The sequence below is a fragment of the Xanthobacter albus genome (assembly GCF_043194895.2).
GTDB lineage: Bacteria > Pseudomonadota > Alphaproteobacteria > Rhizobiales > Xanthobacteraceae > Xanthobacter.
Genome location: NZ_CM195532.1, coordinates 1,790,355 through 1,814,434, shown reverse-complemented (window position 1 = coordinate 1,814,434; position 24,080 = coordinate 1,790,355). Strand labels below are relative to the sequence as shown.

The window sequence follows — 24,080 nt, the reverse complement described above, 5'->3', positions numbered from 1 at the left end:
TCCTTTATCTATTCTGACTAGGCAGCTTCACGTACCCCTCTTTCGGGATGCTGAAGAGGTCCGAGAAGAATGTCTTGATCGCGGCCCCGGTCTGGGATTGCGGCGCCTCACGGAGCGCCTGCCCTACCGCGTTATCGCGCTTGATGGCTTCATACTTGAGGACGTGGCCGTCCGTGAAGGTGATCGGGGATCGCCCCCCATCCTTCGACGCGCTGTAGAGTTCCTTGCCGCGAGCGTCGGTGACGGTCCAGACGCCGTTCTCGTAGTGCACCGACATATCCTTCGGGCTGTTCACCCCCACCTCGTTGAGGGCCTTCTGGTGCTGTTCGTAGACACCGGAGAGGAGTTCCTCGAAAACCGGCTCACGCCCCTTTGCCAGGAGGGGGGAGCGGTTGAACTGGAGGATGCCGTTGATGACAGGGACGTCCTTGGTGATGCCCTCAGTGGCGGCCTTCACGGCGTCGGTGGCGGAGATGCCCTGAGTGCGCACCAGGAGCCGGGCTCGCTTGATGATCTCGCTGTTCGCGTCCCCAAGGTTGGTCGGGCTCCCCTGATACCAGTTCCAGGGGCCGTACCCCTTTCCGTCCGCCAAACTCTTCACGGCACTGTCGATCTCCTTGTAGGCGGCGCGGACCTGATCGCCATCCGCAGCATCCGGGGAGATGGCGCGGGAGGCACCCTTCAGCGCCATCTGGTCCGTGTTCCCCATCTTCCGCAGCGTATCATAGGCTTCGTAGAAGTCCCGCGTCTGTCCGTCGAGGAGCTGGGCGACGTAGGCCGGGTTCCGGTCCCGGAGCATGGTGTAGAGATTGGCGTTCTTCCGAAGCCGGTCGAGCGCATCCGGGTCCGTCACGGAGACCGCATCGGCGGCCCCGCGAACAGCGCTCGTCATGGAGTCCCGCCACGCCGGGAGCATGACGCCGTTGTTGACGAGGGTCTCCATCTTGGCGAGCGAGGCGGTGAAGTTCACCTTGCCGTCAGGTTCGGTCGGCATCTGCTTGCGGGTGGACGCGTCCACGGCCTGCCCGTAGCGGGTCGCGGCCTCCTCCTTGAGTTCCTTGGCGGAGAAGGTCGTCTCCTTCCCCGTGAACGGGTTCTTGACGATCTCGTCCGAGATGAAGTCGAAGTCCCCGTTGCGGAGCTGGAAGGCGGCTAGGGCGGCGGCGCCACGGGTGCGGCGTTCGTTCGCCTCCCACTCCTTTCCGAAGGTCTCGTTGGCCTTGGCCCGGAGCTGGTTGACGTCGTCCGCGAAGCGGGGATTGGCCCCGAGGCCCGGCCCGTCCTTCATCGGCGCGTCGAGCACCTTCAGGACGTTCCGGGCCTGCTGCGGCGTCAGGTTGGGCGCCTGCATGGCCGTCTTCAGGGTGCCCATGGCGAGGTCGTCGAGGTCGTTCCACTTGACGTTGGCGGCGCCTGGGAGCTGCTTCATCTCCCCGTAGACGGCCCCCATGCGCTCGCCGACCTGCTCCGGGGTCATGGAGGCGATGTCCCCGCCGAGGATCGAGCGCATTCCGGTGGACATGACGTAGCCGTTGCGCTTGGCGGAGAAGCCTGCGACCTGCTCCTGCTGGCGCTTCAGGAGCATCTCACGGGTGCCCTCGACGCTCCGGTAGAGGGCCTCGTTGCCGTGGAGGTCGCCGGGTCCGGTGACGGAGAACAGCCGGTCGCTGTAGGGCTTCGAGCGGTCGGCGAGGAACTTGTCGATGGGGAGGGGGCGGCCTTCCTCGTCCACGAGGGAAAGGGTTCCGTCCGGCCCCAGGTCGCGCTCCAGGTCGGCCCGGTACTGCGCCCCGATGTTCTGCCCGACAGCCGAGCTGTAGATGCCCTTGGCGGCAGGGTTGTCGATGGCGGGGACGGTGCCGCTGGCGACGCCCTTGTTCAGCTCCTCCTGGGAGGCGGAGGTGACATAGCGGTACGCCTGGGCCTTGTCGTACTCGTCCTGCTGCTTCTTGAGTTCGGCAGCGCGGCGGCGGGCCTCCGCCATCGTCTCGGCATCGGTGCGCTGGGCGAGGTGAGCGAAGCCGCTAGAGAAGGACGACAGAGCTTCCGACCAGCGGGCCATGTCATTGTCCTGGACGGGGCGTTCGGGGGAGACGTAGGTGTCCCCGCTGTCACGGGAGACCTGGAGGGGTGCGGGGCCGGAGAGGTCGCGGGTTTCAACGCGGCGGGTCGCCATGCTGGGGAGGCTCCTCAGTTCAGCAGCCGGGAGCGCTGCGCCGGCTCCAGCAGTTCAATGCGGGCAGAGGCTACCGTGAACGCTTCGATGATGACGTCGAAGGCGGAACCGGCGGCCTGGAGGTCTCGCCGGAGACGGTCGTTCTCCTCGGCAAGCCGGGCGTTTTCCTTTCGGAGTTCGGTGACGGTGTCGGAACGCATGGTCTTCACTCCTGGGGCTTCAGATGGTCGGGCCATGTGCGGCCGAACGGGGCGGGGTTGTCAGCCGCGTGGCGGGAGCGGGCCGACAACGCCCACTTCTCCGCCTCGGCTTTCGCCAGTCGGTCCACAGTCTCGTTGAGCCGGTCCCCGGCATGCCCCCGCACCCACTTGAAGGCGGCCAGAGGCCGGGTATCGAGGACGGCATAGAGGGCCTGCCAGAGGTCGCGGTTGGCGACGGGCTTGCCGGCGGAGCCACGCCAGCCTTTCCGCTCCCACCCATCGCGCCAGACGGTGGCGCCCTTGACGACATACTGGCTGTCGAGGTGCAGCACGCTCGGAACGTCGGCGGGCAGCGCCCGAAGCGCCTCGGTGGCGGCCATCAATTCCATGCGGTTGTTCGTGGTGCGGTCTTCGCCTCCCGTCAGGGGAAGGTGCGTTCCGTCCTCGGTGACGATGACGGCGGCCCATCCGCCGGGGCCGGGATTGTCGATGGCGGAGCCGTCCGCATAAGCAACGATCATGCGAGCACCGGAGCGGCAATGACGGGACATAACGAGAGGCTGCAAAGCCAATCGGGCATGGGAGGTTCTTTCTGTTTGGGGAGGTCGTGGGAGGAGAGGTGCCCGCCGCCTCCTGGAACCGGGAAACAGCGCGGGCGGTCGGCGGGAGGACGGTGTGGGTTCAGGGGCCGGCGGCGCGGCGTGGGCAGGGATCGGACCTGCGGCACGTCACGGGGACGATCTCACCAGTTGCGGGCGTCGTTCGTGTCGAAGCCGTCTTCGTCCAGGGCGGCGGGCCGGAGCGCCTGGGCAGCCTTCGGGGAAGCGGAGACGGCCTTGTGAAGCTGGCGCTTCAGTTCCGCCACTTCCTTCTTCAGCGCATCCCGGCCGGCTTGGGCATCGTCATACATTTCCTCGTAATCGCGGATGTCCCGGCGCAGGGTCGCAAGCTCCTCGGCTGTGATGAGAACGGGTGCCGGAGGATCGCCGGCCAAGCCGCAAGCGTCTTCGAGGGAGACCACCGGGCCGCCGGGGGCGTGCTGCAAGGTCTTGATGTGCGCTTCCGCAGTGGCGAGGGCGTCCCGCAAAGCCGTCTCGCGGCCTCGGGCGTCCTGAAGCTCGCCGGAAAGCCGCTCCACAGCCTCGGCAAGGCGAGTGATCTCGGCTTTCAGTTCGGACACCTTGGCGGTGGAGGGCTTGGCCTTGGGCGGGGTGGCCGGCGCGGGAACCGCCTCTTCCTCGGCTGCGGCGAGGGCCGGGGTGTCGGCATCCTCCGCCGGGGGCATGCCCGCCGTCAGGTGGTCGAGGAAGGCTGCCACAGTCCCGCCGTAAATCTCATCGGTGAGATTTTTGCCGACACTGGAATACTTCTTGGCGACCTGCATATAGCGGTGAGCGGTTGGATAAGAGAACGCGCAGTTCTCCTCGACCCATGCCTTGAACGCGCCGTGGGCGCATTCCGCCTTCGCCTGCAACAGCAGGTCCCCGGCCTCCTTGGCCTTGAGAAGCATGGTCTTGCCGGCCCCCTTCGCGGCGTCATGAGCGGCATTGATGGCCTCGGGGAGGGTCATCGGAGGAGCGAGCATGGGGGCGGCGAACGGTTCGGCAAGGGTCGTGGCGGTGATCGTGGTATCAAGCATGCGGGGAGTGCTCCTTCATGGGGCGTGAAGAGAGCGGCGCCGCGTCGGGGTGGGACCGAACGCGGTCGCATGGGTGCCACGGGCGCACGGAACCACCCTCCCCCGAGGGGAGAGGGCCGGACGATACGCCAGGGGAAACGAAGAGGTGTCAGCCCGCGCCGGGCGCGGGTGGCGCAGCGGCCGGCGGGATGATCTCGACAGGGCCGGAGAGGCCCTCAAGCCGGTGCATCCGCAGGCGGACCTTGCTGCCGTCCTCGCGCTTCTCCAAGCGGGTGGCGAACGGCGCCTTGCCCGTGGCGGCGATGACATGCCAGTTGTGGCCTTCCACCAGGGGCGCATCGGCGGCGGGGAGGCGGGCCGTGTAGCCCATGCTCAGGGGCACGAAGGCGAAGTCGCCATCGACCACCACGGGACGCACAATGCGCCCCTGGGAGGCGTCCTTGCCCGCGTCACGGGCGCGTTGCTCGCGCTGGCCCCGCGTCTTCCGGCCCCTCTTCTCGGCCTTCCGCGCGGCCTCCTGTTCGGACGGGGGCAGGAACAGCCGGCGACGCCACGCGGCGAGGCTCTCGAAGTCGGGCACCTGCGGCCGGATGATCCAGCCCGCCCAGTCGTCAAGCCCCCCGGTGGCGGCGATCTGCGCCAGCACAACGGCCTCCGCTCGCCAGATGCGGAAGATATGAAGCAGGGCGGAATGGCCGGAGCCGACAACCGGAGGCCATCCCGCCCACGGCAGGAAGCATTGGGGGTAACCCTTCGCGGGGTAGACGGGGTGATGACCGGCGGGCCCATAGGGCGTGCTCTCAGCCCATGTCTCCAGCTCGGCTTCATCCGCCCATAGGTGGCGGACATGCAGGCTTTCCACGTCCCGCCCCAGGGTCATGCAACGGAAGGAGCCGTCGAGGTGGGACCAGATGTCATCCACGCCGGCATGGAGCCGGGCAACGTGCGCTTCGCGCTCCCGGTGGGCTCGGTAGGCGACGACATGGGCGTTGTGGGGCTCACCCTGCTCCGGCTCCTCCGCGCTGGCGGCATCGTCCCCTTCGTCGAGCGGCGGCAGCTCCAGGCCATCCCACAGGCTGGCGGAAGCGAAGGGGTCTTCGTTCGGGAGGCAGGCGTCTTGGGCCGCGACATGGGGTTCCAACAACATCGGTGATCTTCCTGCACGGTGCGGCGCATGGGCCGGGGGAACGACCACGAGCCCTTACGGGCGTCCTTGAGAGGGCAGTCGGGGCCACGAAGGGTGGCGAGGGGGCGGGCATGGCCCACGGCGGGAAGGCGAATGTGGACACAAAAAAGCGCAGCATCATGCTGCGCATTGGCGGTCGGAGTTAGGCCCTCGTGCAACCTAAGTCGGCCCCCTGGAAACACAGGGTTTTCCCACCCGTGCAGCGGGCAAGGTACGACGGGGAGAGAGGACGGGAACGCCACCTTGGCTATCCCTCCCTACAGGTCCCCCTCAAGTGCTCTTTAAGATAACCTATAGTACAGACTGACCCCGGTTGAGGCTCCCGTGGGACAAAACCCGGCAGGCTCTCCAATGGCCTGGGAGCCCGCCAGAGTCGCGCCAGCGCCGCGCGGCTGGCAACGTAGCCAAGCGGCACGAATGGGCCTCAGGCGGACTCCCAGGCGATCCCAGGCCATGGCGGAGGAGGCCCCTCAGTCGCCCTCGCCCTCCGGCTGCGTTGACGGCAACAGCCGCTCGCGGATGCGGCCTTCCCCGACCCCCATCTCCGCAAGACCGAGGAGGGTGCAGAGCGACCCGCCATCGGGCCGCAGGTCCGCCCCAAGAGTGCGCGGGTGGGTCCGTCGCCGCTCCTGCCGATCTTGCGGGACGGCGAGGGGGGAGTGCATGGGGCGCCCTCTCACCGGTCCGCCTCCCGCAGGATGGGGTCGGGGAACAGGAGCACGGTGGCAATGCCCGCTTCCTGCGCCTTCACCGGGGCGGGCCATTCGATGGGCGTCATGCCCTCCTGCGCCATGAGGTCGAGGATTTTTCTCCTTGCCCCGTTCCCGAAGTCGCCCCGCGCAAATGCCGCGAAGAGTTCCGGCATGGGCGTCTCGAACCAATCGAACCACAGGGGGTGCGTCAGGGCCACCCAATGGGCGATGGAATACCAGCCGGGCGGCGGGGCGCGGTCGAGGCCGTCAGGCCGGTCGAGGTTGAGGCAGTCGCGCGGCGACCACCCATCCCAGGTCATGAGTGGGCGGCCGTTTTCCAGGTGAGTGGGGATGTCTTCCACGCGGCATCCGTAGGGCGTGGAGGAGAATGGAAGGGGGGATGAAGTCGGCATGGGGGCAGCGTTTGCCGCGACGGGTGGTGTCGGCATTGGGTTTGCTCTGAACCGCGTTTCTGTTTACGGTACAGAAACAATACGATGTGCAGATTTAGGCGTCAACAATTTCTGCACAGGGTTTAGAAAATGCTCGGTGTTCAGCTCAGGATGGCGCGTGCCGCACTCGGCTTGGGTGTGCGAGATGTTGCGGAGAGGTCGGGTGTTTCCGCCTTCACCATTGTCCGTATCGAGGCCGGGGAGCAGGTGAAGGACAGCACCCTGAACAAAGTCCAAGTAGCTCTTGAAGCCGCTGGTGTGATCTTCGTACCCGAGAACGGAGAAGGCCCGGGTGTGAGACTGCGGAAACCCAAGACGTAGTGAAGGCGCCTGCAATCGACAGAGAGGCCCTCAGGGGCGCTTCGGTGGCCGACAAGGAAAAGCTCCCAGCGAAGACGAAACGGGAGTCAGCGAGTCCCGCAGGCGATTGGGTGCGGCAGGAGAACGGGCACGGCCTCCTCGGTGGTATTGTCGAGATGATCGGAAGAGGTCGTGTTTTCAGCCGATAACTGCCGATGTATGACAACGATCAATCTTACGCTTACAGGTTCGCATCAGTGAGGTTGCGCGATGGGCACAAGGATCATCCCTTGGTATGTCGGTGTCGCAATGGTGGTTCTCCTCGGTCCCGCTCAGGCTCAGTCGAACCTATCGGCGACGGGCCTAACTAAGCACCGGCCATCACCCGACACCATTCAGCCTTCCCCAGCTATCGACTTCACCGGACCCAAGAGGCATTGGGTAGACACGGCTCCACCGTTCGCCCCCGCCGGCTCCCCGGAGGATGCTGCGGCCGGCGTCGCCAAGCGCACCTACACGCCGCCGCTGATACCGAACAACAAGTAGCTTCACCGAGTACCTTGGCCCGCTTCAGAGGCCAGTCCCTTCGTCGCCCGTGGCGCTGACGGCAAGCCCGTCACCAACTCGCGGGACGTGGCCCGATACTTCGGGAGGAACCACCGGGACGTCCTCGCCGCCATCGACGACCTGATGCGGCAGATGCCCGGAGGAGGGTCTGCGGAATTTTCCGCACACCCCTACGTCCACCCGCAGAACGGACAGACCTACCGCTCCTTCAACATGGACCGGGACGGCTTCACACTCCTCGCCATGGGCTTCACCGGACCCAAGGCGCTCCAGTTCAAGATGGCCGCGACGTGCGCGTGGTGACGATCAACGGCGCCCCGTGGTGGGTGGCGTCGGACGTGTGCCGCGCCCTCGGCGTCTACCTCCGAGCGGATGGCGGGGTGAACACGACTGCGGCGCTGACCAAGCTCGGCTCCGATGAGCGGATGAACCTGCCCTACGTTGAGGCCAAACGGATTGGCCTCCAGGCAGCAGCAAGCCGTGTGTGGGGCGTCTCTCTCATCTCCGAGAGCGGGCTCTACAAGCTCATCATGCGCTCCGACAAGCCCGAGGCATATCATTTGGTAGGCTCATGCAACCTTGCGGGCAGCGTAGATGGTGTGTTTACACCGCCCCCAATTAAGGGTATAGCTCAAACTCTCGCATGCTAGATTCTAGCATAAGCGATTTTCTCAGACATTACTGTTACTTGATGCGGCTCGGGCCGACGGACTGCCATCCGCCGCCCGAACCGTTGGCCCCTAACGAGTTGTGCCTCGCGTGGGCCACCAAGACAGAGGAGTGTTCCCCGCCGAGCAGCGCGGAACATACTCATTCTGGTTGCGGATACAAGCGCGGGGCTCCCATGAAGAGGCGTGCCCATGCCCGACTACCCGATGCTTCATCGACCGCTTCGCCGTCACTCTAAGCCAATGACAGCACAAATGGCGGAAAAGGCCCGCACCCTTGTTGCCTGTGGGTATACACAACAGGAGGCTGCGGCTTTCTTGGAGGTCAACCAAGGCCGCATCTGTGAGGCCGTGAAACGGGTGCGGAAGTTCCCAGACGAAGGTCACCAGCTCCCCCTTCCCGGCCTGGGCTGAAACAAGCGAGACCCTCTGCATCGGTGCTGGGGGTCTCCGCCCCCCTAGAGCGGCGCTAGGGGACAATTGCCGTAAGGCAACCGCTTCGCCTCCATCCCTGCCGCCCCGGAGCATCTCCCACGCGCCGATAGTGTGGGGCCTCATCATACGCAGCGGCCCCAGCGTCGTTGCCAGCTTGTTGGCGCAAGGGCACGGCTGTTCTCAGTCGGTGGCTTGTTCTGAACCGCCATCCTCGGGGCGTCGAGGCTCCCGATTGGTCCCCGCACAAGGTGCGTGCGCTGCGGCGGTCTTCATGAAGGTGATGCTAACCGCCTCGTCCTCGATCATGGAACGGGTCCACCATGACCGGGCGCCCGCGATTAGTTCCAGATTGTCCCGCAGCGCGGCGAGCATCTTCTCGCCCGTTTTGTCGCCCGCTTGCGCGGCGGCGGCGAGCATCTTGATAATGGAGGAGGATGCTACGGCAGGACATTTTGACGAAACAGGACCGGGCATGCAGCTTCTCACTTCCGCTCGTATTCGTCCGGTGGAGCGCATCTTGCGTTGCCACATTCCCCGCCTGGGGCAGCTTCACCGCCTCGACGCCTCGCCATGGGGCCGGCGGGCTACTCCCTCCGGGCGCGTCACCCTGCCCCCTGGAGTTGCGTGTAACGATTGACTTGCAACCGGGCAATGGGCATACGCTCGAAGCACCCTGGTAACATCTGAGGTCCCCATGAAAGCCCGCGTCCTTGCTTTCGCGATGCTGGCGCCCACCCTTGCGGGTTGCGGCCTAACACTGCCGGTTTCCGGGGCCTCAGAAAGCGGCGATGAAACCTTCACAGGCACGGCCACCGGAGGCGTTGACGGAGCGGGCACCCTGCAAATCGTCACCAGCCGGGGCCTTCGCTGCACCGGGGACTTTGTCTATGCCACCCGGCGGGACGGTCGCGGTACGTTCCGATGCGCCAACGGGCAAGGCGGAGCATTCGACTTCGTGTCCACCGGGGACAGAGGCACCGGATCGGGCAGCATCGGGGGCAAGCGCTTCACTTTCCAGTTTGGATGAAGGGCGTCTCGCGGGTTGCAAAGCCCACCCCGCGACGCTCACGCATCGGCCGCCCCCTACGCCGCCAGCTCATAGGGCGCGATAAGAAGCTCCGCAGGAATATCCCACTCCCTCTGCAACACCCGGATCATGTCCAGGCTCAAGGGGCGCTTGCGGTTCAGCAGCTCGGAGGCGCGGGACCGGGAGCCGAGGAGAGCCGCAAGGCCAGCCTGCCCGCCGTGCTCCGCCATCACGTGCCGGATAACGGCAACGGGGTCGGCCTGCGGCAGGGGATATTGCCGGTCCTCATAGGCGGCGATCAGGTCGGCGAGCACGTCGAAGCGGTCGGCATCCTTGGTTCCAGGCTCGGGCTCGCGGTCGAAGTACCGCGCGATCTCCTTGAGCGCCCATTCGTAATCGGCTTCGGTCTTGATCGGTCGGATATCCATCACACGGCCTCCGGGTCGATGGCGGCGTATTCCTTGTGGGTGCCCACGAACTTGATAAGCATGCGCCGGTAGCGATACGCGACATGGACGATGAGGCGGAACTTGTTGCCGCCGATGTCGAAGATGACACGATTGTCCCCGACGAAATCGACCGTGCTCCCGAACGCGGCCTTGATGTCCGCCGGCCCCGACCACTCGGCCTTGCTGGCGCGGGCATACCAGAGCAGCAACGGCACCTCGGCGGCGGGGTAGCGCGTCCAGAAAGCCTTCAGGGTCCGGCGGGCGATGATCTGCATGGGCGCCTTGTAGCACGTTCCCAATTGTGGAACAAGAAAATGTTCTCAATTTGGGAACAGAAGCAACGTGGGTGTTTGTTCCCCCGCAGCCTTCACCTGGGCAGCTTCACCGCCTCCACACACGCCCTCTTCGCCTCCATTCCTGCCGCCCCTGGATAGCGCCCAGACGCCGCTGGCGCGGCCATCGTCATGGGCAGCGGCCCGGCCTCCTTGGAGTGGCCTACCACGTCCGCCAGGGTCCAGGCCGTAAAGCCCTTGGCGCCCTGTTCAAGAGCCTCCCCGCTCACTCCGAGCGGCACTCTACCTTCGCCGGCAGCTTCACCGCCTCCACACACCGCCGCGCCTGTTCCCGTAGCGGCCCTGCCGAATACCGCCCCAGCGTCATGCCCTGCCGCTTGTGCCCGACCACCACCGCAATAATGCTCTCCGGCTGGTCCGCCCGCTCCGCCTGGGTGATGAACCACCTACGGAACGAGTGGAAGTTGACCAAGCTCCGGCGCTTGCCCGGAATGACCTCGTCCACCCCCACCTCCCGGCGATATTCGGTGAAGGCGTTCGATGCCTTGAAGGACCGCTCCCGCAAGCTGCCCTCCTTCTTGGGCGCCGGCCATTCCGGGAACAGGTCGTCCTCAGGCGCCTTGCCCGCCGTCCGGCGTGTCACGATGCCCGCCAAGGCGGGATGGATGGGCACGGCGCGGGGCGCCGGCTCCTTTTTCTGCGGCTTGAACACGAACAGGCCATCGGCGCAGTCGCTCACCTTCAGGTCCACGATGGCGTCGAGGCGGGCTCCAGTGAGCGCGGCAATCCGCATGAGGTCGTGCATGGCCGGCGTGGCAGGGCCATTGAGGAGGGCGACCACCTCATCTTCCGTGAAGGCCCGCTCCAACTCGTTGTAGGGCGTCGGTGGAGGAGCGATCTTGACGCCGTGCCAGACGTTCGACGCGACGTGCTCCCGCTTCTCCATCCATTGCCAATAGCGGGAGAGACGGCCAAGGTACTTGTTCAGCGTCACGGCACCCCGGCCACCGGCTATTGCCCCCAGGCCGTCCGCAAACCGCGCTGCCACTTTCCGGGTGATGGCTTCCACCACGGGGGCGACGTGCTCTTGCTCGCACCACTCCTTCAAGAACCCGATAGCCCGTGCGTCATCGGCCTGGGTGCGGGCCTTGGTGTGCTGCTGCGCCATGTAGGCTTCGTGGTGAGCGTCGAGCGGCGCGGCCTTGCCGGTGGCAATGTCGGCATATTGCCGTGCCCTCTTCTCCCGCCGGGGATCGAAAACGGCCATCGGCTGTCCGGTGTCCGGGTCCGCCTCCTCCGCAACGGGCGGCCCGACGATCTCATACGCCCTCTCCGTGATCGTGTCGGACAGCAGCGCCAGTTCGGCGGGATCATCCTCAACGCTCCGCCGGTAGGCTGCAAGGTTGAGGGCCTCATTGACCAGCGGGTCTTTGCCCTTGCTGCCGCCGGCCTCCTCGATCTGGCGCCGGAACTCGGCCACGACGGGCCACTTCAGCCGGTTCGCCACGGCGAGGCTATCGGTGTTCAAGGAGCGCTTCAGGCGCGTCCCGAGCTTGCCATGGAGCCTGCGGGGCACCGCGACGGACACCCGCCACTTCCCGTCCTTGAGTTCGAGCCAGCGGCGATCAGAGTTCGAGGAAGGAGCCATGGTGGGACCCGCTGTGACCATGAGCGAAAGGCCATGCGACCCCGCTTGCGTACCCGGTATGCGTACCCGGAGGATCGCCATAAGTCCATGAAATTAAACGAGAGAATGGACCATGGAAGCCAAAGGTAAGCCTCCCCTCGGCTCCACCAACCCGATCCGGCATCAAAGCCCCATTAGAAATCAATAATTTATAGAAGATCGCACAGTCGGTGCGGGCCCGATGCCGTTGGTGCAAACGGACAGATGGGCGGGGCTTTCGGGTGCGGGGGAACCGATTTCCCGCGCAGGCGAGAGACGCCCATCGCCGATCCCGGGCGCTGTTCACAAAAGCCCATCGCCCCATCACCTCCCGCGACGCGGGGCTCTCCTGCAAGCACAGCGGAACGCTCGCGCGGCCGATCCCGAGCCGCTCCCAGAATCTCCGTAGGGCTCCCCTTCAGCCGCCGGCCCTCCACCCGCTGCACAGCCGACACACCCCCGGCCGCCCGATCTGCTCCAAGCTTCGCTCCACGCCCCCGCACAGAGGGCGACGGGCGCGGCACCGGGCAGGCGATGACCTATCAGGCGTTTCGATCCACGCTCCTACACGGAGGGCGACATGCCCCCGCAGGGACGTACGGCCTTAGTTTCCGGTTTCGATCCACGCCCCCGCACGGAGGGCGACCATCCACCCCGCGCCCGTCGTCAGCAGCGCGCGCGTTTCGATCCACGCCCCCGCACGGAGGGCGACGCCATCGCGACCCGCGTGACCAGCACCACCTCGGAGTTTCGATCCACGCCCCTGCACGGAGGGCGACGCGAATTTCATGCTGTCCTCATGCATATTTTTAGACGTTTCGATCCACGCCCCCGCACGGAGGGCGCCCATCACTGACGACGCCGACCACCCCGAGATGCAGTTTCAATCCACGCCCCCGCACGGAGGGCGACCAGGGCAGCCATCCATGGGTATCCGGAGTGAGCAGGTTTCAATCCACGCCCCCGCACGGAGGGCGACGCTTGGCCATGGCGAGCGCGCGGCATAGGCTCGGATGTTTCAATCCACGCTCCTACACGGAGGGCGACATGCCCCCGCAGGGACGTACGGCCTTAGTTTCCGGTTTCGATCCACGCCCCCGCACGGAGGGCGACCATCCACCCCGCGCCCGTCGTCAGCAGCGCGCGCGTTTCGATCCACGCCCCCGCACGGAGGGCGACGCCATCGCGACCCGCGTGACCAGCACCACCTCGGAGTTTCGATCCACGCCCCTGCACGGAGGGCGACGCGAATTTCATGCTGTCCTCATGCATATTTTTAGACGTTTCGATCCACGCCCCCGCACGGAGGGCGCCCATCACTGACGACGCCGACCACCCCGAGATGCAGTTTCAATCCACGCCCCCGCACGGAGGGCGACCAGGGCAGCCATCCATGGGTATCCGGAGTGAGCAGGTTTCAATCCACGCCCCCGCACGGAGGGCGACGCTTGGCCATGGCGAGCGCGCGGCATAGGCTCGGATGTTTCAATCCACGCCCCCGCACGGAGGGCGACATCGGCGTGAAGGTGCCGGGGCGGAAGACTTCAATGGTTTCAATCCACGCCCCCGCACGGAGGGCGACGGCGGTAGTCAGCCTTACGGGCGGTGGAGCAGCGGGGTTTCAATCCACGCCCCCGCACGGAGGGCGACGGCGGTAGTCAGCCTTACGGGCGGTGGAGCAGCGGGGTTTCAATCCACGCCCCCGCACGGAGGGCGACCGGCGCGCATCGCTATCCGTGAAATAGTATTCACGTTTCAATCCACGCCCCCGCACGGAGGGCGACCCGCCGCCGAATTCGGCGCCACATGGAACTACGGGTTTCAATCCACGCCCCCGCACGGAGGGCGACTCGCGGTTTGAAGGTTAGCCCACACGCCGCGATTGGGTTTCAATCCACGCCCCCGCACGGAGGGCGACGAGCGCGGGGCGGAGGCAATGCGAAAGACGTGCACTGTTTCAATCCACGCCCCCGCACGGAGGGCGACCGGCTATTGCGGAGAGCCCAGCGTCGAGTCTTTCATGTTTCAATCCACGCCCCCGCACGGAGGGCGACTCGATGCGGAGCGTGGCGTTGGTGGCGATGCCGGTTTCAATCCACGCCCCCGCACGGAGGGCGACGCCACGCGCGGCGCGGCGACCTCACGCAGCAGATGGTGTTTCAATCCACGCCCCCGCACGGAGGGCGACTCATCCAGAAGCTCCAGGAGACCTACCTGGACGAGTTTCAATCCACGCCCCCGCACGGAGGGCGACGCACCTTCAGTTCTCCGGACGCTTCTACGAGCAAAGTTTCAATCCACGCCCCCGCACGGAGGGCGACGTCGGAACTCTGGCCACAGGTGGCGAGAATCCTCGTTTCAATCCACGCCCCCGCACGGAGGGCGACTCCGGGACATGAAGAACCCGGGGGAGAAGATCGGGTTTCAATCCACGCCCCCGCACGGAGGGCGACCGTTGTAGTAGGCGGGCATGTCATTCCGCCGCCTCGTTTCAATCCACGCCCCCGCACGGAGGGCGACACGCGCCGCGCCATCTGGTTGCGCTCGCGAAAGCGTTTCAATCCACGCCCCCGCACGGAGGGCGACGCCTCCGCCGAACTGGCGCAGCTGCGCGCGGAGTTTCAATCCACGCCCCCGCACGGAGGGCGACTCCGAACAATGCTCTGGTGAAGCTCCTCGAAAAGCTGTTTCAATCCACGCCCCCGCACGGAGGGCGACTTCAATGGTCTTCATGCGAGTTCACCCTCCCCCATGTTTCAATCCACGCCCCCGCACGGAGGGCGACCCCCTCCGCCATAAGGCATTCGCGGGGGAAGGGGAATCTCGCGCTCTGCGCGAACCGCAGGGGAGAGGACGGCGAAGCGCGGGCATCGCCGGTCGCAGATAACCTGCCCTCAAGCCGGATCAATGACTTGGCGCGGGTGCGAAGCGCGCGGCGGAACCACGTGTGCTTGCGGTTCGCGCAACGCCGGGACTTCCCCGGGGTCGGGCGGCCGGCGGCCGGGCGGCAGCAGCCCGCCCCTGGCCTCACGGGGACGGCGCCACTCAGGCCGGCGGCCGCGGCGGATGTGGGAACGCCCCATCCGCACCTCGGGCGCCGCGGCATCATCAGGAAGCCCTCGGGCAAGAGCGATGGCGTGCCTTGCGGCCCGCCGCAGCATCCCTGTGTCAGTCGAAGGCGTCCACGCGGATGCGCCCCTCGGCCAGCCAGCGGCCGATCTCGGCCCGAGCCTCCGCCGCGCCGAGCCCGCCTTCCGAGGCGAGGATGCCCGCGAGGGCCTCCTCCACGCCCCGCGCCATGGCGCGGCGGCCGCAGACATAGACCACCGCCTTGCGCTCCATCAGCCACGCATAGACCTCGCCGGCGTTCTCCTTCAGCCGCTGCTGGACATGGGCGCCGTCGTCCGGATCGCGGGAGAAGGCGGTGTCGAGGCGCGTGAGCGTACCGTCGCGCAGAGCGTCTTCCAGCAGGTCGCGCCACAGGAAATCCCCGGCCCGGTGCCGGTTGCCGAACAGGAGCCACGCCGGGCCCGCCCGTCCGCTCGCCCGCCGCTCGGTGATGAAGCCGGGAAACGGCGCGATGCCGGAGCCGGCGCCGATCATCACCACCGGCCACTGCGGATCGGCCGGCGGGTTGAAGCCGGGATGGGGATCGAGCCGCGCCTCGATCTGCCCGCCCGGCGCCGCCTCCCGCAGGAGAAAGCCGGAGACGCGGCCGTAATGCGGGGCGCCATCCTCGCCCGTCCAGGCATGCAGGCGCACCGTCAGCTCGATGCGGCGCGGATCGACCCGGCTGGAGCTGCCCACGGAATAGGAGCGCTCCCGCTCCCCGCCGCCGGGGGAAAGGCGCACGAGGTCGCCCGGCCGGAAGTCGAGATCGCGCGCGCTTTCGAGCACGATGCGCCAGGTTTCCTGGGTCGCATCCCGCGGCGTCGCGCTCTCCGCGCCGGCCGGCGCCGGCACGTCGAGCCGCTCGCGCGCCGCGAGCGTGAGGGTGACGGGCGGGCTCACCGGCGGAAGGCTCGGCACATCGCACTTCACGCCCAGCTCGGCGCGCAGCGCGTCCATCCAGCCCACCCAGGCGGCGGAAGGCTCTCCGTCCGCCTCGCGCATCTCCATGGCCTCCACCGCCCCGGCGGCGAGCAGGGCGGCGCGCAGGGCGCGCGCGCCGCCGCAGAAATTGGTGTAGGTGCGGTCGCCGAGGCCGAGCACCGCGAGCTTCACGCCGTCGAGGGCGCCGGGCTTCAGCCCGCCCGCCACATGGCGGGCGCCGGCCGGCACCTCGCCCTCGCCGGTGGTGGCCGCCACCAGCAGCACCAGCCGGAAACGGGCGAGATCCTGCGCCCGCACCGCGCCGAGGGGGGCGATGGTGGCCTTCTCCCCGGCCCGCACCAGTCCCTCGCAGGTGGCGGCGGCGAGCCGCGCGGCGGTGCCGGTCTGGCTCGCGTGGGCGACGAGGATCTCGGCCCCGGTGGCGAGCGGGGCCGCGCGGTCGCGCCGCCAGCGGCGGAACCAGGAGACGAAGCCCGTCACGGTGAGGCCCGCCAGGGCGATGGAGATGGCGAGGTTGAGGCTGCCGGACCACGCGCCGGCCCAGGTGCCCTCGTGGATCTGCTTCACCAGCCCCGGCCCGCCGACAAGGGGCGTCACACCGGTATCGGTGACCACGAAATTGCCGCCGCCGGGCCCCGCCACGCGGATCATGACCGTGCCGCCCCGGAACCGGCGCGCCATGACGAGGCGGCTGGTGTCGAGCTCGCGCGCGGCGGTGGCGATGGCCGCGCCGATGGCCACCGGCTGCTTCACCCGCGGCAATTGCGGGCGCGGGCCCGTGCCGATGCCGAGGATGAGCATCGCCGCCGTCACCGGCGCCACCAGCGTCACCGGCAGCAGGCACCAGCCCACGATCATGTGCCAGCCGATGAGGCTGTTGCGGAACCGCAGCCACGCCAGGAACGGCCCCGCCACCATGATGGCGAGCATGAGGAAGCTCGCGACCTCCACCACGATGCCGAGGCCGAGCAGGAGCGACTTGTGGAGGTTCTCGGCGGTGCGGAACACGTCGATGCCGCCGGCCGGCGCCGGTGTGTGTGTGCGCGTCGCGAGATCCCATGTGCCGGCGATCTCCGGCGCGCTCGAGGTGACGCTCACGGCGCGGCCACCGTCGGCCACCGACACCGCGCTCACCTGGCCGCCCGCCTCCAGCCGGCCGACGAGCGCGGCGAGGGCGCTCGCATCGACGCTGGCGCCTGCGCCCGCCCGCGGCTGCGCGGAGCCGAGCATGGGGCGGACCGAGAGGACGGCGCCGGACAGGATGATGACGAGGAAGATCGGTGTGAGGACGAGGCCGATCCAGCGATGCAGGGCGATCAGCGTCGGGCGGACGCGGGCGAACGACAGGGGTGCGAATGACACGGGCAGGCTCCGATGGGCCACCCGGCGCGAGGCCGGCCGGCGCATCCTCATTGAACGATCCGCACCGGGGAAGTTTGTCCTGCGCCGGCGAGATTGTAATTGTCCGTGGCTGTGGCACGGAGCTGATACGATTGGTTACACATTCCCGGTCGCCGGCGCAGCGCGGATCGGGCCATCCCGTTCTCGGCGCCCCGGAAAGGCGGGCCGGAAGGAAGCATGGAACGCACGCCGCATATCCTCGTCGTCGATGACCATCGCGAAATCCGCGAGCTGCTGGCGAAGTACCTCGCGCGCAACGGCCTGCGGGTCAGCGTCGCCGGCGGGGGCGCGGAGATGCGCCAGCTCATGCGCGCGGGAAGCTTCGACCTCGTGGTGCTCGACATCATGATGCCGGGCGAGGACGGCCTGACCCTGTGCCGCCAGCTGCGGCAGGCGAGCGACGTCCCGGTGGTGCTGCTCACGGCGGTGAGCGAGGAGACCGAGCGCATCGTGGGGCTGGAGATCGGCGCCGACGATTACGTGACCAAGCCCTTCAACCCGCGCGAGCTGCTGGCGCGCATCCGCGCCATCCTGCGCCGGGCGCAGAGCGCGCCGCGCCCGGCCGGGGAAAGCGACGCCAGCTACCGGTTCGACCGCTGGCTGCTGGACGCCGGCCGCCGCGCGCTGCTGGACGAGAGCGGGCGGGAGGCCCGCCTGGGGGCGGCCGAGTTCCGGCTGCTGCTCGCCTTCGTCACCCGCCCCGCGGTGGTGCTCTCCCGCGACCAATTGCTCGATATCACCGCCGGCCGCGCCGCCCAGGCGTTCGACCGCAGCATCGACAACCTCGTCAGCCGCCTCAGGCGGCGCATTGAGCGCGATCCCCAGCACCCGGCGCTGATCCGCACCGTGTGGGGCGACGGCTACGTGTTCGCGGCGCCGGTGGAGGTGGAGCCGTGAGGCGGCTCGGGCGCGTGCTGTGGCCGCGCAGCCTCGCCGGGCGGCTGGTGGTGCTGCTGGTGGCGGCGCTGGCGCTGGCGCAGCTCGCGCTGGTGCTGCTGCTGCGCAGCGAGCATGACAGCGTGGTGGGCGGCATCGTCCGCGGCCAGGCGCTGAGCCAGACGGTGACCCTCGCGCGGCTCGTCGCCACGGCGCCGCCGCAGGAGGCGGAGCGGCTCGCCAGCGCCTTCGGCGCCCGCGACGCCTGCGCCTGGATGAGCGGCGAGCCGCCGCCGGCCCGGCCCATGACTCCGGTGGAGCAGAGCCTCGCGCAGATGCTGAAGCAGCGCCTCCACGGCCTCGACACCGGCGCGCCCGAAGTGCGGCTCGACGCCCGTGGCGGCAGCGGCGCCGCCGACTGCCCCGGACGTGCCGCCGAGGCCTTTCCCTGGCTGCCCCGGGAAGGCGCTGGCAGCGAGCGCGGAGGCGAAGAGAGCGGCGGCCGGCCGGCGGAGGACGGGCGGCGGCGCGGCACCGGCGTGGTGGCGCTCAGCGTGCCCCTCCCGGACCGAGGATGGCTCCACTTCAGCACCACGGTGAGCCTGCCCGGCATCTGGAACCGCCCCACCCTGCTCTCGTTCCTCGTCTCCGCCCTCGTGGTCTCGGCCGTCACCTTCGCGTGCGTGCGGCTGCAGACACGCTCGCTGCGCGCGCTCGCCGACGCCTCCGAGCGCTTCGGACGCGGGGAGAGCGTGCCAGCCCTGCCGCCCGGCGGCCCCTCGGAGGTGGCGGCGGCCACCCTCGCCTTCAACACCATGCAGCAGCGGCTCAGCCTGTTCATGAACGACCGCATGCGCCTGCTCGCCGCCATCAGCCACGACCTGCGCACGCCGCTGACCACCCTGCGGCTGAAGGCCGAGTTCGTGGACGATCCCGCCGTGCGCGACGACATCGTCGCCACCATCGACGAGCTGGCGGCCATCTGCGAGGCCACCCTGGCCTTCACCCGCGCCGAGGCCACCAACGAAGCCACCTGCACCGTGGACCTCGACGCTCTGTGCGCGGGGGTGGTGGAGGAGTTCGCGGGACTGGGCGCCGATGCGGAGATGGCCGCGCACGCGGGCCTCACGGTGGCCTGCCGCCCGGTGGCGCTGCGGCGCGCGCTGCGCAATCTCGTGGACAATGCGGTGCGCTACGGCCGGCGGGCGCGCGTCTCCACCGCCCGCGCCGGCACGGGGCAGGTGGCCATCCAGGTGGATGACGCGGGGCCGGGGCTGCCCGAGGAGCTGCTGGAGGACGCCTTCCGGCCGTTCGTGCGCCTGGAGCCGTCGCGCAGCGCCGAGACCGGCGGCATGGGGCTGGGGCTCGCCATCGCCCGCAGCATCGTGAAGGCCCACGGCGGCGAGCTGACCCTCGCCAACCGCCCGGAGGGCGGGCTGAGGGCGCAGATCCTGCTGCCCGCGCACGCCGGGGCCTGATGCCCCCTCGCGCCCTTGGCCCATGTGCGGATCCCGCTCGCGTCCTTCGGCCTGCGACCCGCGCCCACGCGGATCGGCGGGGTCCGCCCCTTGCGCCCGCCGAATGACGAAGGCCAGCCGGCATTGCGCCGATGCCGGCAGAGATGCGGGCACCTTGCAGCACAGCCCGCGAACCCCTTTAGTTTTTAATCAGTCTAATTCAGATCAAGGCGATCCATGTGCATATCGCATAACGCAACGTCATCGCGTGTGACATCCCCTCTTCTCGAAGCGGCGATGGCGAATACAATCCGATGGAGTTTCTGCCCCAATGGAGTTCGCCATGCCTGACCCGGAGCGCGACCTGCCCCATGCGCCGCGCCGGGGGGAAGAGGTGCCCGCGACGGAACGGCTCGGCCGCGGGCGCCTGCTCGTGACCCTCGATGCCCTCCTGACCACCCGCAGCGTGACCGCGACCGCGCGCCAGCTCGGCATGCAGCCCTCCGGCGTCAGCCGCACCCTCGCGGAGCTGCGCCTGCTGCTGGACGACCCGCTGCTGATCCGCTCCGGGCGCGGCCTCATCCCCTCGCCGAAGGCCGAGGAGCTGCGACCGCGGATCGCCGCCATCGTCGGCGAGATCCACGGCGTGTTCGAGGGCACACCCGACCCCGCCGCGCCGGCCCCGCGCCTCGACGACCGCTTCAACCAGCCCCACCCCCATCCGGTGCCGCCGCTGGCGGTGCTGGCGGCAGATCTCTCGCCGGAGGCCCCGGCGCCCAGGCGCGGCCGGCGCCCGCGCGGGAGCGAGGAGGAGAGCGGCCCCACCCCCCTGCTGCGGCTGGCGGATGCCATCTGCGCCGTGGGGCCGAAGCACAAGAAGCAGGGTGGCATCCTCGATCCGGCCGTGGCCGAGGACGCCATGGACATCATCCTGGGCGGGGAGGCCGACCCGGTGCAGATCGGCGCCCTGTTCGGCATCCTGCAGCTGCGGGGCGTGACGGCGGCCGAGCTTGCCGGCTTCGTCACGGCGGCGCGCCGGCACGTGAAGGCGCGCTTCGATCCGGGCCGGGCGTTCTCAGTGGATCTCGACTGGCCGTGCTACGTCTCGCCCAAGGCGGTGCGCCCGCCGTGGTTCTTCCATGCCGCGCGGCTGCTCGCGCAGGCGGGGCACAGGGTGGTGCTGCACGGCCATTGCGGCAGCGGCGCCGTCTCCGGCCGCAACGGCCTCGCGGCGGCGACGCTGGACGTGCCGGTCTGCGCCACCGCGGCCCAGGCCCGCGCGGCGGTGGAGGCGCAGGGCATCGCCTACGTTCCCCTGCCCGATCTCTCGCCGCAGCTGTTCCGCCTGCTGGCGCTGCACGGGCTCACGGGCAGCCGCTCCCCGGTCAACGACCTCGTGCACCTGCTCTGTCCCGTGCCGGCGCGGGCAAGCCTGCTCGGCGTCAGCAAGCCGTCCTACCGGGAGCTCCACCGCGACGTGGCGACCATCCTGGGGCAGAAGCACCTCGGCATCGTCGAGAGCACCCGCGACGTGGCCGAGCTGAACCCGTTCCGCGCCACCACCATCATGCGCCTCGCCGGCGGCGTGCCGGCGGACGCCTTCATGCCCAGCGAGCCGGAGCCACGCGCCCTGGGCCGCACCGGAATCACCAGCATGGAGCACTGGCGGGGCGTGTGGACCGGCGAGGCGAGCGACCCGCGCGCCGAGCGCATCATCATCTCCACCGCGGCCGCCGCGCTGATGACGCTGAGCGGCCACCCCAAGGCCGTCTTCGCGCCGTTCCGGGCGGAGGCCGAGGCCCTCTGGCGGGGCCGCAACGCAGGCGGCGCGGCAGCGGCACGAGCGCAGCGGGCGGGAATGGGCGGCGAACGTGGCGCCACGGCAACACCCTGCCGCCCGAGCTGACGCGCCGTCCGGCCGCCGGCCGCCACCGGACCGGCGACCCTCGCGCAGAATGTTGTTTATGAAGGATTTTTGAACCCGCGCACGGCATCGGCCCCAGGCGGCGGCCCGCGGCGGGCGGGCGCGCACGCGCGCCATCCTGCGCGGCATGGTGGCGAAACGGGCCTCGTTTCCGTGCGCCTGCCGAAATTTAGAACGAGTTCAAATCATTGCGATTGATTGGCATTTTCGCCTTGGCAAATATCCGCCCCGACTTCTCTTCCTTGGGTAAGCCAGAAGTATTGCAGACGTATTATTGGGAGACATTGATGCCTCACCTTGGTGCAGGGCGGTGCCTGAGGCCGCAGATTTCAGACATGGCGACCGCGGCGGGCGCGCTTCTCGGCCTGACCGTTCTTCCGGCCTCCGCCGTCGCGCAGAGCGCGTCCACCCCTGCCGCGCCACAAGGCGGCAACGACACCGAGACGGTCGCCCTCGACACCGTGGAAGTGAACGCGCGGGCCAATGAGGCCAACACCAATCTCGCCCCCCTCGGCATCTCGCGGCTTCCCTCCACCGTGCAGGAGATGCCGCAGACCGTCACCGTGGTGCCGCAGGAACTGATCCAGCAGCAGCAGATCACCACCCTGCAGCAGGCGCTGCAGAACGTGCCCGGCGTCACCATGTCCACCGGCGAGGGCAATGGCGGCGCCAACGGCGACCAGTTCCGCATCCGCGGCCTGCCGGCGCGCGGCGACATCTATTCCGACGGCCTGCGCGACTTCGGCGTCTACACGCGCGATACCTTCGACACCGAGAGCGTCGAGGTCATCATGGGGCCCAACGGCGAGGCCTTCGGCGTCGGCAATGCGGGCGGCCTCATCAACCAGACCACCAAGCGCGCGCACCTCGGCAGCGTCACGAGCATCGACCAGCAGATCGGCTCGGGGATGCTCTACCGCACGACCATCGACAGCAATTTCGAGATCGACAAGACCACCGCGATCCGCCTCAACGGCGTGTACAACAAGCAGGACATCGCCGACCGCGACAACATCTTCTCCGACCGCACCGGCTTCGCGGCGAACCTCGGCTTCGGCATCGGCACCGACACCAACTGGTTCGTCAACTACATGTACCTGCATGGCAACAGCATGCCGGACATGGGCACGCCCTTCCTGCAGGGACGCGACGGCATCTACCGGCCGATCACCGACTTCGGGCTGCCGCAGATCGACGCGTCCACCTCCTACGCGCGCAACTTCAACCACGACATCACCGACGTGAACGTGGTGACCTCCAACTTCTCGAAGGAGGTGAACAGCTGGTTCACCTTCAACAACGACACGCGGCTCGCCATCTATGACCGCGATTTCAACGCCACCAATCCGGCCGCCTGCACCGGCACCTGCGCCGCCACCATCCTCTCCGGCGGCAACTATCGCCTGAGCTACGGCGCCGGCGGCGGCATGGCCTACCAGCAGACCGGCTGGGGCTTCCAGAACGTGGCGAGCGGCCGCTTCGAGTTCGAGGTCGCGGGCTTCAAGAACAAGGCCATCGTCGGCCTCGACACGGTGTACCAGGAAGATCAGCGTCATCAGTTGACGGCCGTGAACCGCGTCAACAACCAGATGATCGTGAACCCGACCTTCGGGTATCCGCAGACCTACTTCTACTACAACGGCTACAACGCGCGCCTCGCCAACGCCACCGACATCGGCCTGTTCGCCAGCGACCGCTTCTGGTTCACCGATCAGGTGTCGCTGCAGGCCGGCCTGCGCTGGGACTACTTCAACAGCGAGTTCAACGGCGTCGCCTCCAGCATCCAGGGCAGCGCCACGGCGCGCGAGCTGAGCCCGTCGGTGAGCCTCATCTACGAGCCGACCAAGGACTACACGGTCTACGCCTCCTTCTCGCGCACCTACCGCCCGCTCGGCACCGATATCGGCGCCGCCGTCGGCGGTGTCGCCTCGGAAGTGCCCGCCGGCTCCGACGTGAACGAGCCCGAGCGCTCCGACCTCTACGAGCTGGGCATCAAGGCGAACTTCCTGGATGGCCGCCTCGGCGCCACCGCCGCCGTCTTCCGGGTGGACAAGACCAATTCCTACACGGTCGATCCCGCCACCGGCGACTACGAGCCGGGCTTCTCGGACGCTGGCCTCGGCCTGCGCGTCTCCGGCGTCCAGCTCGGACTGAACGGGCGCATCACCAGGCAGTGGACCGTCAACGCCGGCTATTCCTATCTCGACGGCGAGGTCACCTATTCCCAGACCTTCGCGCAGATCGGCAACACCGCGCCCGACGTGCCGCCCAACAACTTCAGCTTCTGGACCAGCTACGATCTCGAATCCCTGGTCCACCAGGGCACCAAGCTCATGGTCGGCGGCGGCGCGCGCTATGCCTCGGCCTATTGGTCGGACGCGGCCAACCTGGCGGAAGTGCCCGAGACCTTCGCGCTCGACGCGATGATCTCACTCGAAAGCCTCGACAAGAAGTGGCGACTGGCCCTCAACGCCTACAACCTCACCGACCACCTCAACTACGCCTCGTCGTTCAACACGGTTCGCGTCGTGCCCACCTCCGGGCGGACCTTCCTCGTGAACCTCGGCACCACCTTCTGAAACCCCTCCCCCCGCGCCGCGCCGGCGCGGGGGTCCCCTG

At 68.3% G+C, this 24,080-nt stretch carries 19 protein-coding genes and 1 CRISPR repeat array; of the genes, 8 read left to right on the top strand and 11 right to left on the bottom strand.

Features of this window, described 5'->3' with window-relative positions; genetic code table 11:
* Nucleotides 1–4 precede the first annotated feature (4 nt).
* The 6 genes from V5F75_RS08085 to V5F75_RS08060 all read right to left on the bottom strand — a co-directional run bounded on the left by V5F75_RS08085 (nt 5) and on the right by V5F75_RS08060 (nt 6,213).
* A complete protein-coding gene (locus V5F75_RS08085) occupies nt 5–2,176 on the bottom strand; it encodes a hypothetical protein (protein ID WP_394034876.1) in 2,172 nt (723 codons plus the stop codon).
* A 14-nt stretch (nt 2,177–2,190) separates the two neighbouring features.
* On the bottom strand, nt 2,191–2,376 hold the full coding sequence (locus V5F75_RS08080) for a hypothetical protein (RefSeq protein ID WP_394034877.1): 186 nt from the start codon (nt 2,374–2,376) through the stop codon (nt 2,191–2,193).
* Between the two features lie 5 nt (nt 2,377–2,381).
* Nucleotides 2,382–2,897 (bottom strand): ribonuclease H family protein, encoded by a 516-nt coding sequence (locus V5F75_RS08075; RefSeq protein WP_394034878.1) that lies wholly within the window; start codon nt 2,895–2,897, stop codon nt 2,382–2,384.
* Between the two features lie 221 nt (nt 2,898–3,118).
* Nucleotides 3,119–4,015 (bottom strand): DUF3102 domain-containing protein, encoded by an 897-nt coding sequence (locus V5F75_RS08070; protein ID WP_394034879.1) that lies wholly within the window; start codon nt 4,013–4,015, stop codon nt 3,119–3,121.
* 148 nt (nt 4,016–4,163) lie between these two features.
* Nucleotides 4,164–5,162: a hypothetical protein gene (locus tag V5F75_RS08065; RefSeq protein ID WP_394034880.1), complete on the bottom strand. Its 999-nt coding sequence runs from the start codon at nt 5,160–5,162 to the stop codon at nt 4,164–4,166.
* 715 nt (nt 5,163–5,877) lie between these two features.
* Nucleotides 5,878–6,213, bottom strand: coding sequence for a hypothetical protein (locus tag V5F75_RS08060; protein WP_509212160.1), 336 nt, complete (start codon nt 6,211–6,213; stop codon nt 5,878–5,880).
* Between the two features lie 222 nt (nt 6,214–6,435).
* Here V5F75_RS08060 and V5F75_RS08055 point away from each other — a divergent pair, with 222 nt between their 5' ends.
* The 3 genes from V5F75_RS08055 (at nt 6,436) to V5F75_RS08045 (ending at nt 7,862) form a co-directional block, all read left to right on the top strand.
* Nucleotides 6,436–6,666: a helix-turn-helix domain-containing protein gene (locus V5F75_RS08055; protein WP_394034882.1), complete on the top strand. Its 231-nt coding sequence runs from the start codon at nt 6,436–6,438 to the stop codon at nt 6,664–6,666.
* Nucleotides 6,667–7,278: 612 nt separating this feature from the next.
* Nucleotides 7,279–7,515, top strand: coding sequence for a Rha family transcriptional regulator (locus V5F75_RS08050; protein ID WP_509212159.1), 237 nt, complete (start codon nt 7,279–7,281; stop codon nt 7,513–7,515).
* The gene (locus V5F75_RS08045) at nt 7,503–7,862 is read left to right on the top strand and encodes a BRO-N domain-containing protein (RefSeq protein ID WP_394040973.1); all 360 of its coding nucleotides are present in this window, start codon (nt 7,503–7,505) and stop codon (nt 7,860–7,862) included. Before V5F75_RS08050 ends, V5F75_RS08045 begins: the two co-directional genes overlap by 13 nt.
* A gap of 633 nt (nt 7,863–8,495) precedes the next feature.
* Here the strand turns inward: V5F75_RS08045 and V5F75_RS08040 are convergent.
* A complete protein-coding gene (locus tag V5F75_RS08040; RefSeq protein ID WP_394034883.1) occupies nt 8,496–8,846 on the bottom strand; it encodes a hypothetical protein in 351 nt (116 codons plus the stop codon).
* 163 nt (nt 8,847–9,009) lie between these two features.
* Between V5F75_RS08040 and V5F75_RS08035 the strand changes: the two genes are divergently transcribed.
* Nucleotides 9,010–9,342: a hypothetical protein gene (locus V5F75_RS08035; RefSeq protein ID WP_509212158.1), complete on the top strand. Its 333-nt coding sequence runs from the start codon at nt 9,010–9,012 to the stop codon at nt 9,340–9,342.
* A gap of 56 nt (nt 9,343–9,398) precedes the next feature.
* Here V5F75_RS08035 and V5F75_RS08030 read toward each other — a convergent pair whose 3' ends face one another.
* The 4 genes from V5F75_RS08030 to V5F75_RS08015 form a co-directional block, all read right to left on the bottom strand.
* Nucleotides 9,399–9,770: a helix-turn-helix domain-containing protein gene (locus V5F75_RS08030; protein WP_394034884.1), complete on the bottom strand. Its 372-nt coding sequence runs from the start codon at nt 9,768–9,770 to the stop codon at nt 9,399–9,401.
* Nucleotides 9,770–10,066: a type II toxin-antitoxin system HigB family toxin gene (locus tag V5F75_RS08025; RefSeq protein ID WP_394034885.1), complete on the bottom strand. Its 297-nt coding sequence runs from the start codon at nt 10,064–10,066 to the stop codon at nt 9,770–9,772. The genes V5F75_RS08030 and V5F75_RS08025 overlap by 1 nt, the downstream gene beginning before the upstream one ends.
* Nucleotides 10,067–10,349: 283 nt before the next feature.
* Nucleotides 10,350–11,732, bottom strand: coding sequence for a DUF6538 domain-containing protein (locus tag V5F75_RS08020; protein WP_394034886.1), 1,383 nt, complete (start codon nt 11,730–11,732; stop codon nt 10,350–10,352).
* Between the two features lie 499 nt (nt 11,733–12,231).
* Nucleotides 12,232–14,535: direct repeats of the CRISPR family, unit length 32 nt; unit sequence GTTTCAATCCACGCCCCCGCACGGAGGGCGAC.
* Nucleotides 14,536–14,918: 383 nt separating this feature from the next.
* The gene (locus V5F75_RS08015) at nt 14,919–17,165 is read right to left on the bottom strand and encodes a PepSY domain-containing protein (protein WP_394037263.1); all 2,247 of its coding nucleotides are present in this window, start codon (nt 17,163–17,165) and stop codon (nt 14,919–14,921) included.
* A 216-nt stretch (nt 17,166–17,381) separates the two neighbouring features.
* Between V5F75_RS08015 and V5F75_RS08010 the strand changes: the two genes are divergently transcribed.
* The 4 genes from V5F75_RS08010 (at nt 17,382) to V5F75_RS07995 (ending at nt 24,040) form a co-directional block, all read left to right on the top strand.
* Nucleotides 17,382–18,101 (top strand): response regulator, encoded by a 720-nt coding sequence (locus V5F75_RS08010; protein ID WP_394037261.1) that lies wholly within the window; start codon nt 17,382–17,384, stop codon nt 18,099–18,101.
* On the top strand, nt 18,098–19,558 hold the full coding sequence (locus V5F75_RS08005; RefSeq protein WP_394037259.1) for an ATP-binding protein: 1,461 nt from the start codon (nt 18,098–18,100) through the stop codon (nt 19,556–19,558). The genes V5F75_RS08010 and V5F75_RS08005 overlap by 4 nt, the downstream gene beginning before the upstream one ends.
* Nucleotides 19,559–19,880: 322 nt before the next feature.
* Entirely contained in the window at nt 19,881–21,443 is a 1,563-nt protein-coding gene (locus tag V5F75_RS08000; protein ID WP_394037257.1) for a glycosyl transferase family protein, read from the top strand.
* Between the two features lie 353 nt (nt 21,444–21,796).
* Nucleotides 21,797–24,040 carry a TonB-dependent receptor gene (locus V5F75_RS07995; RefSeq protein ID WP_394037255.1) on the top strand — a complete coding sequence of 748 codons (2,244 nt, stop codon included), beginning with the start codon at nt 21,797–21,799 and terminating at the stop codon, nt 24,038–24,040.
* Nucleotides 24,041–24,080 lie beyond the last annotated feature (40 nt).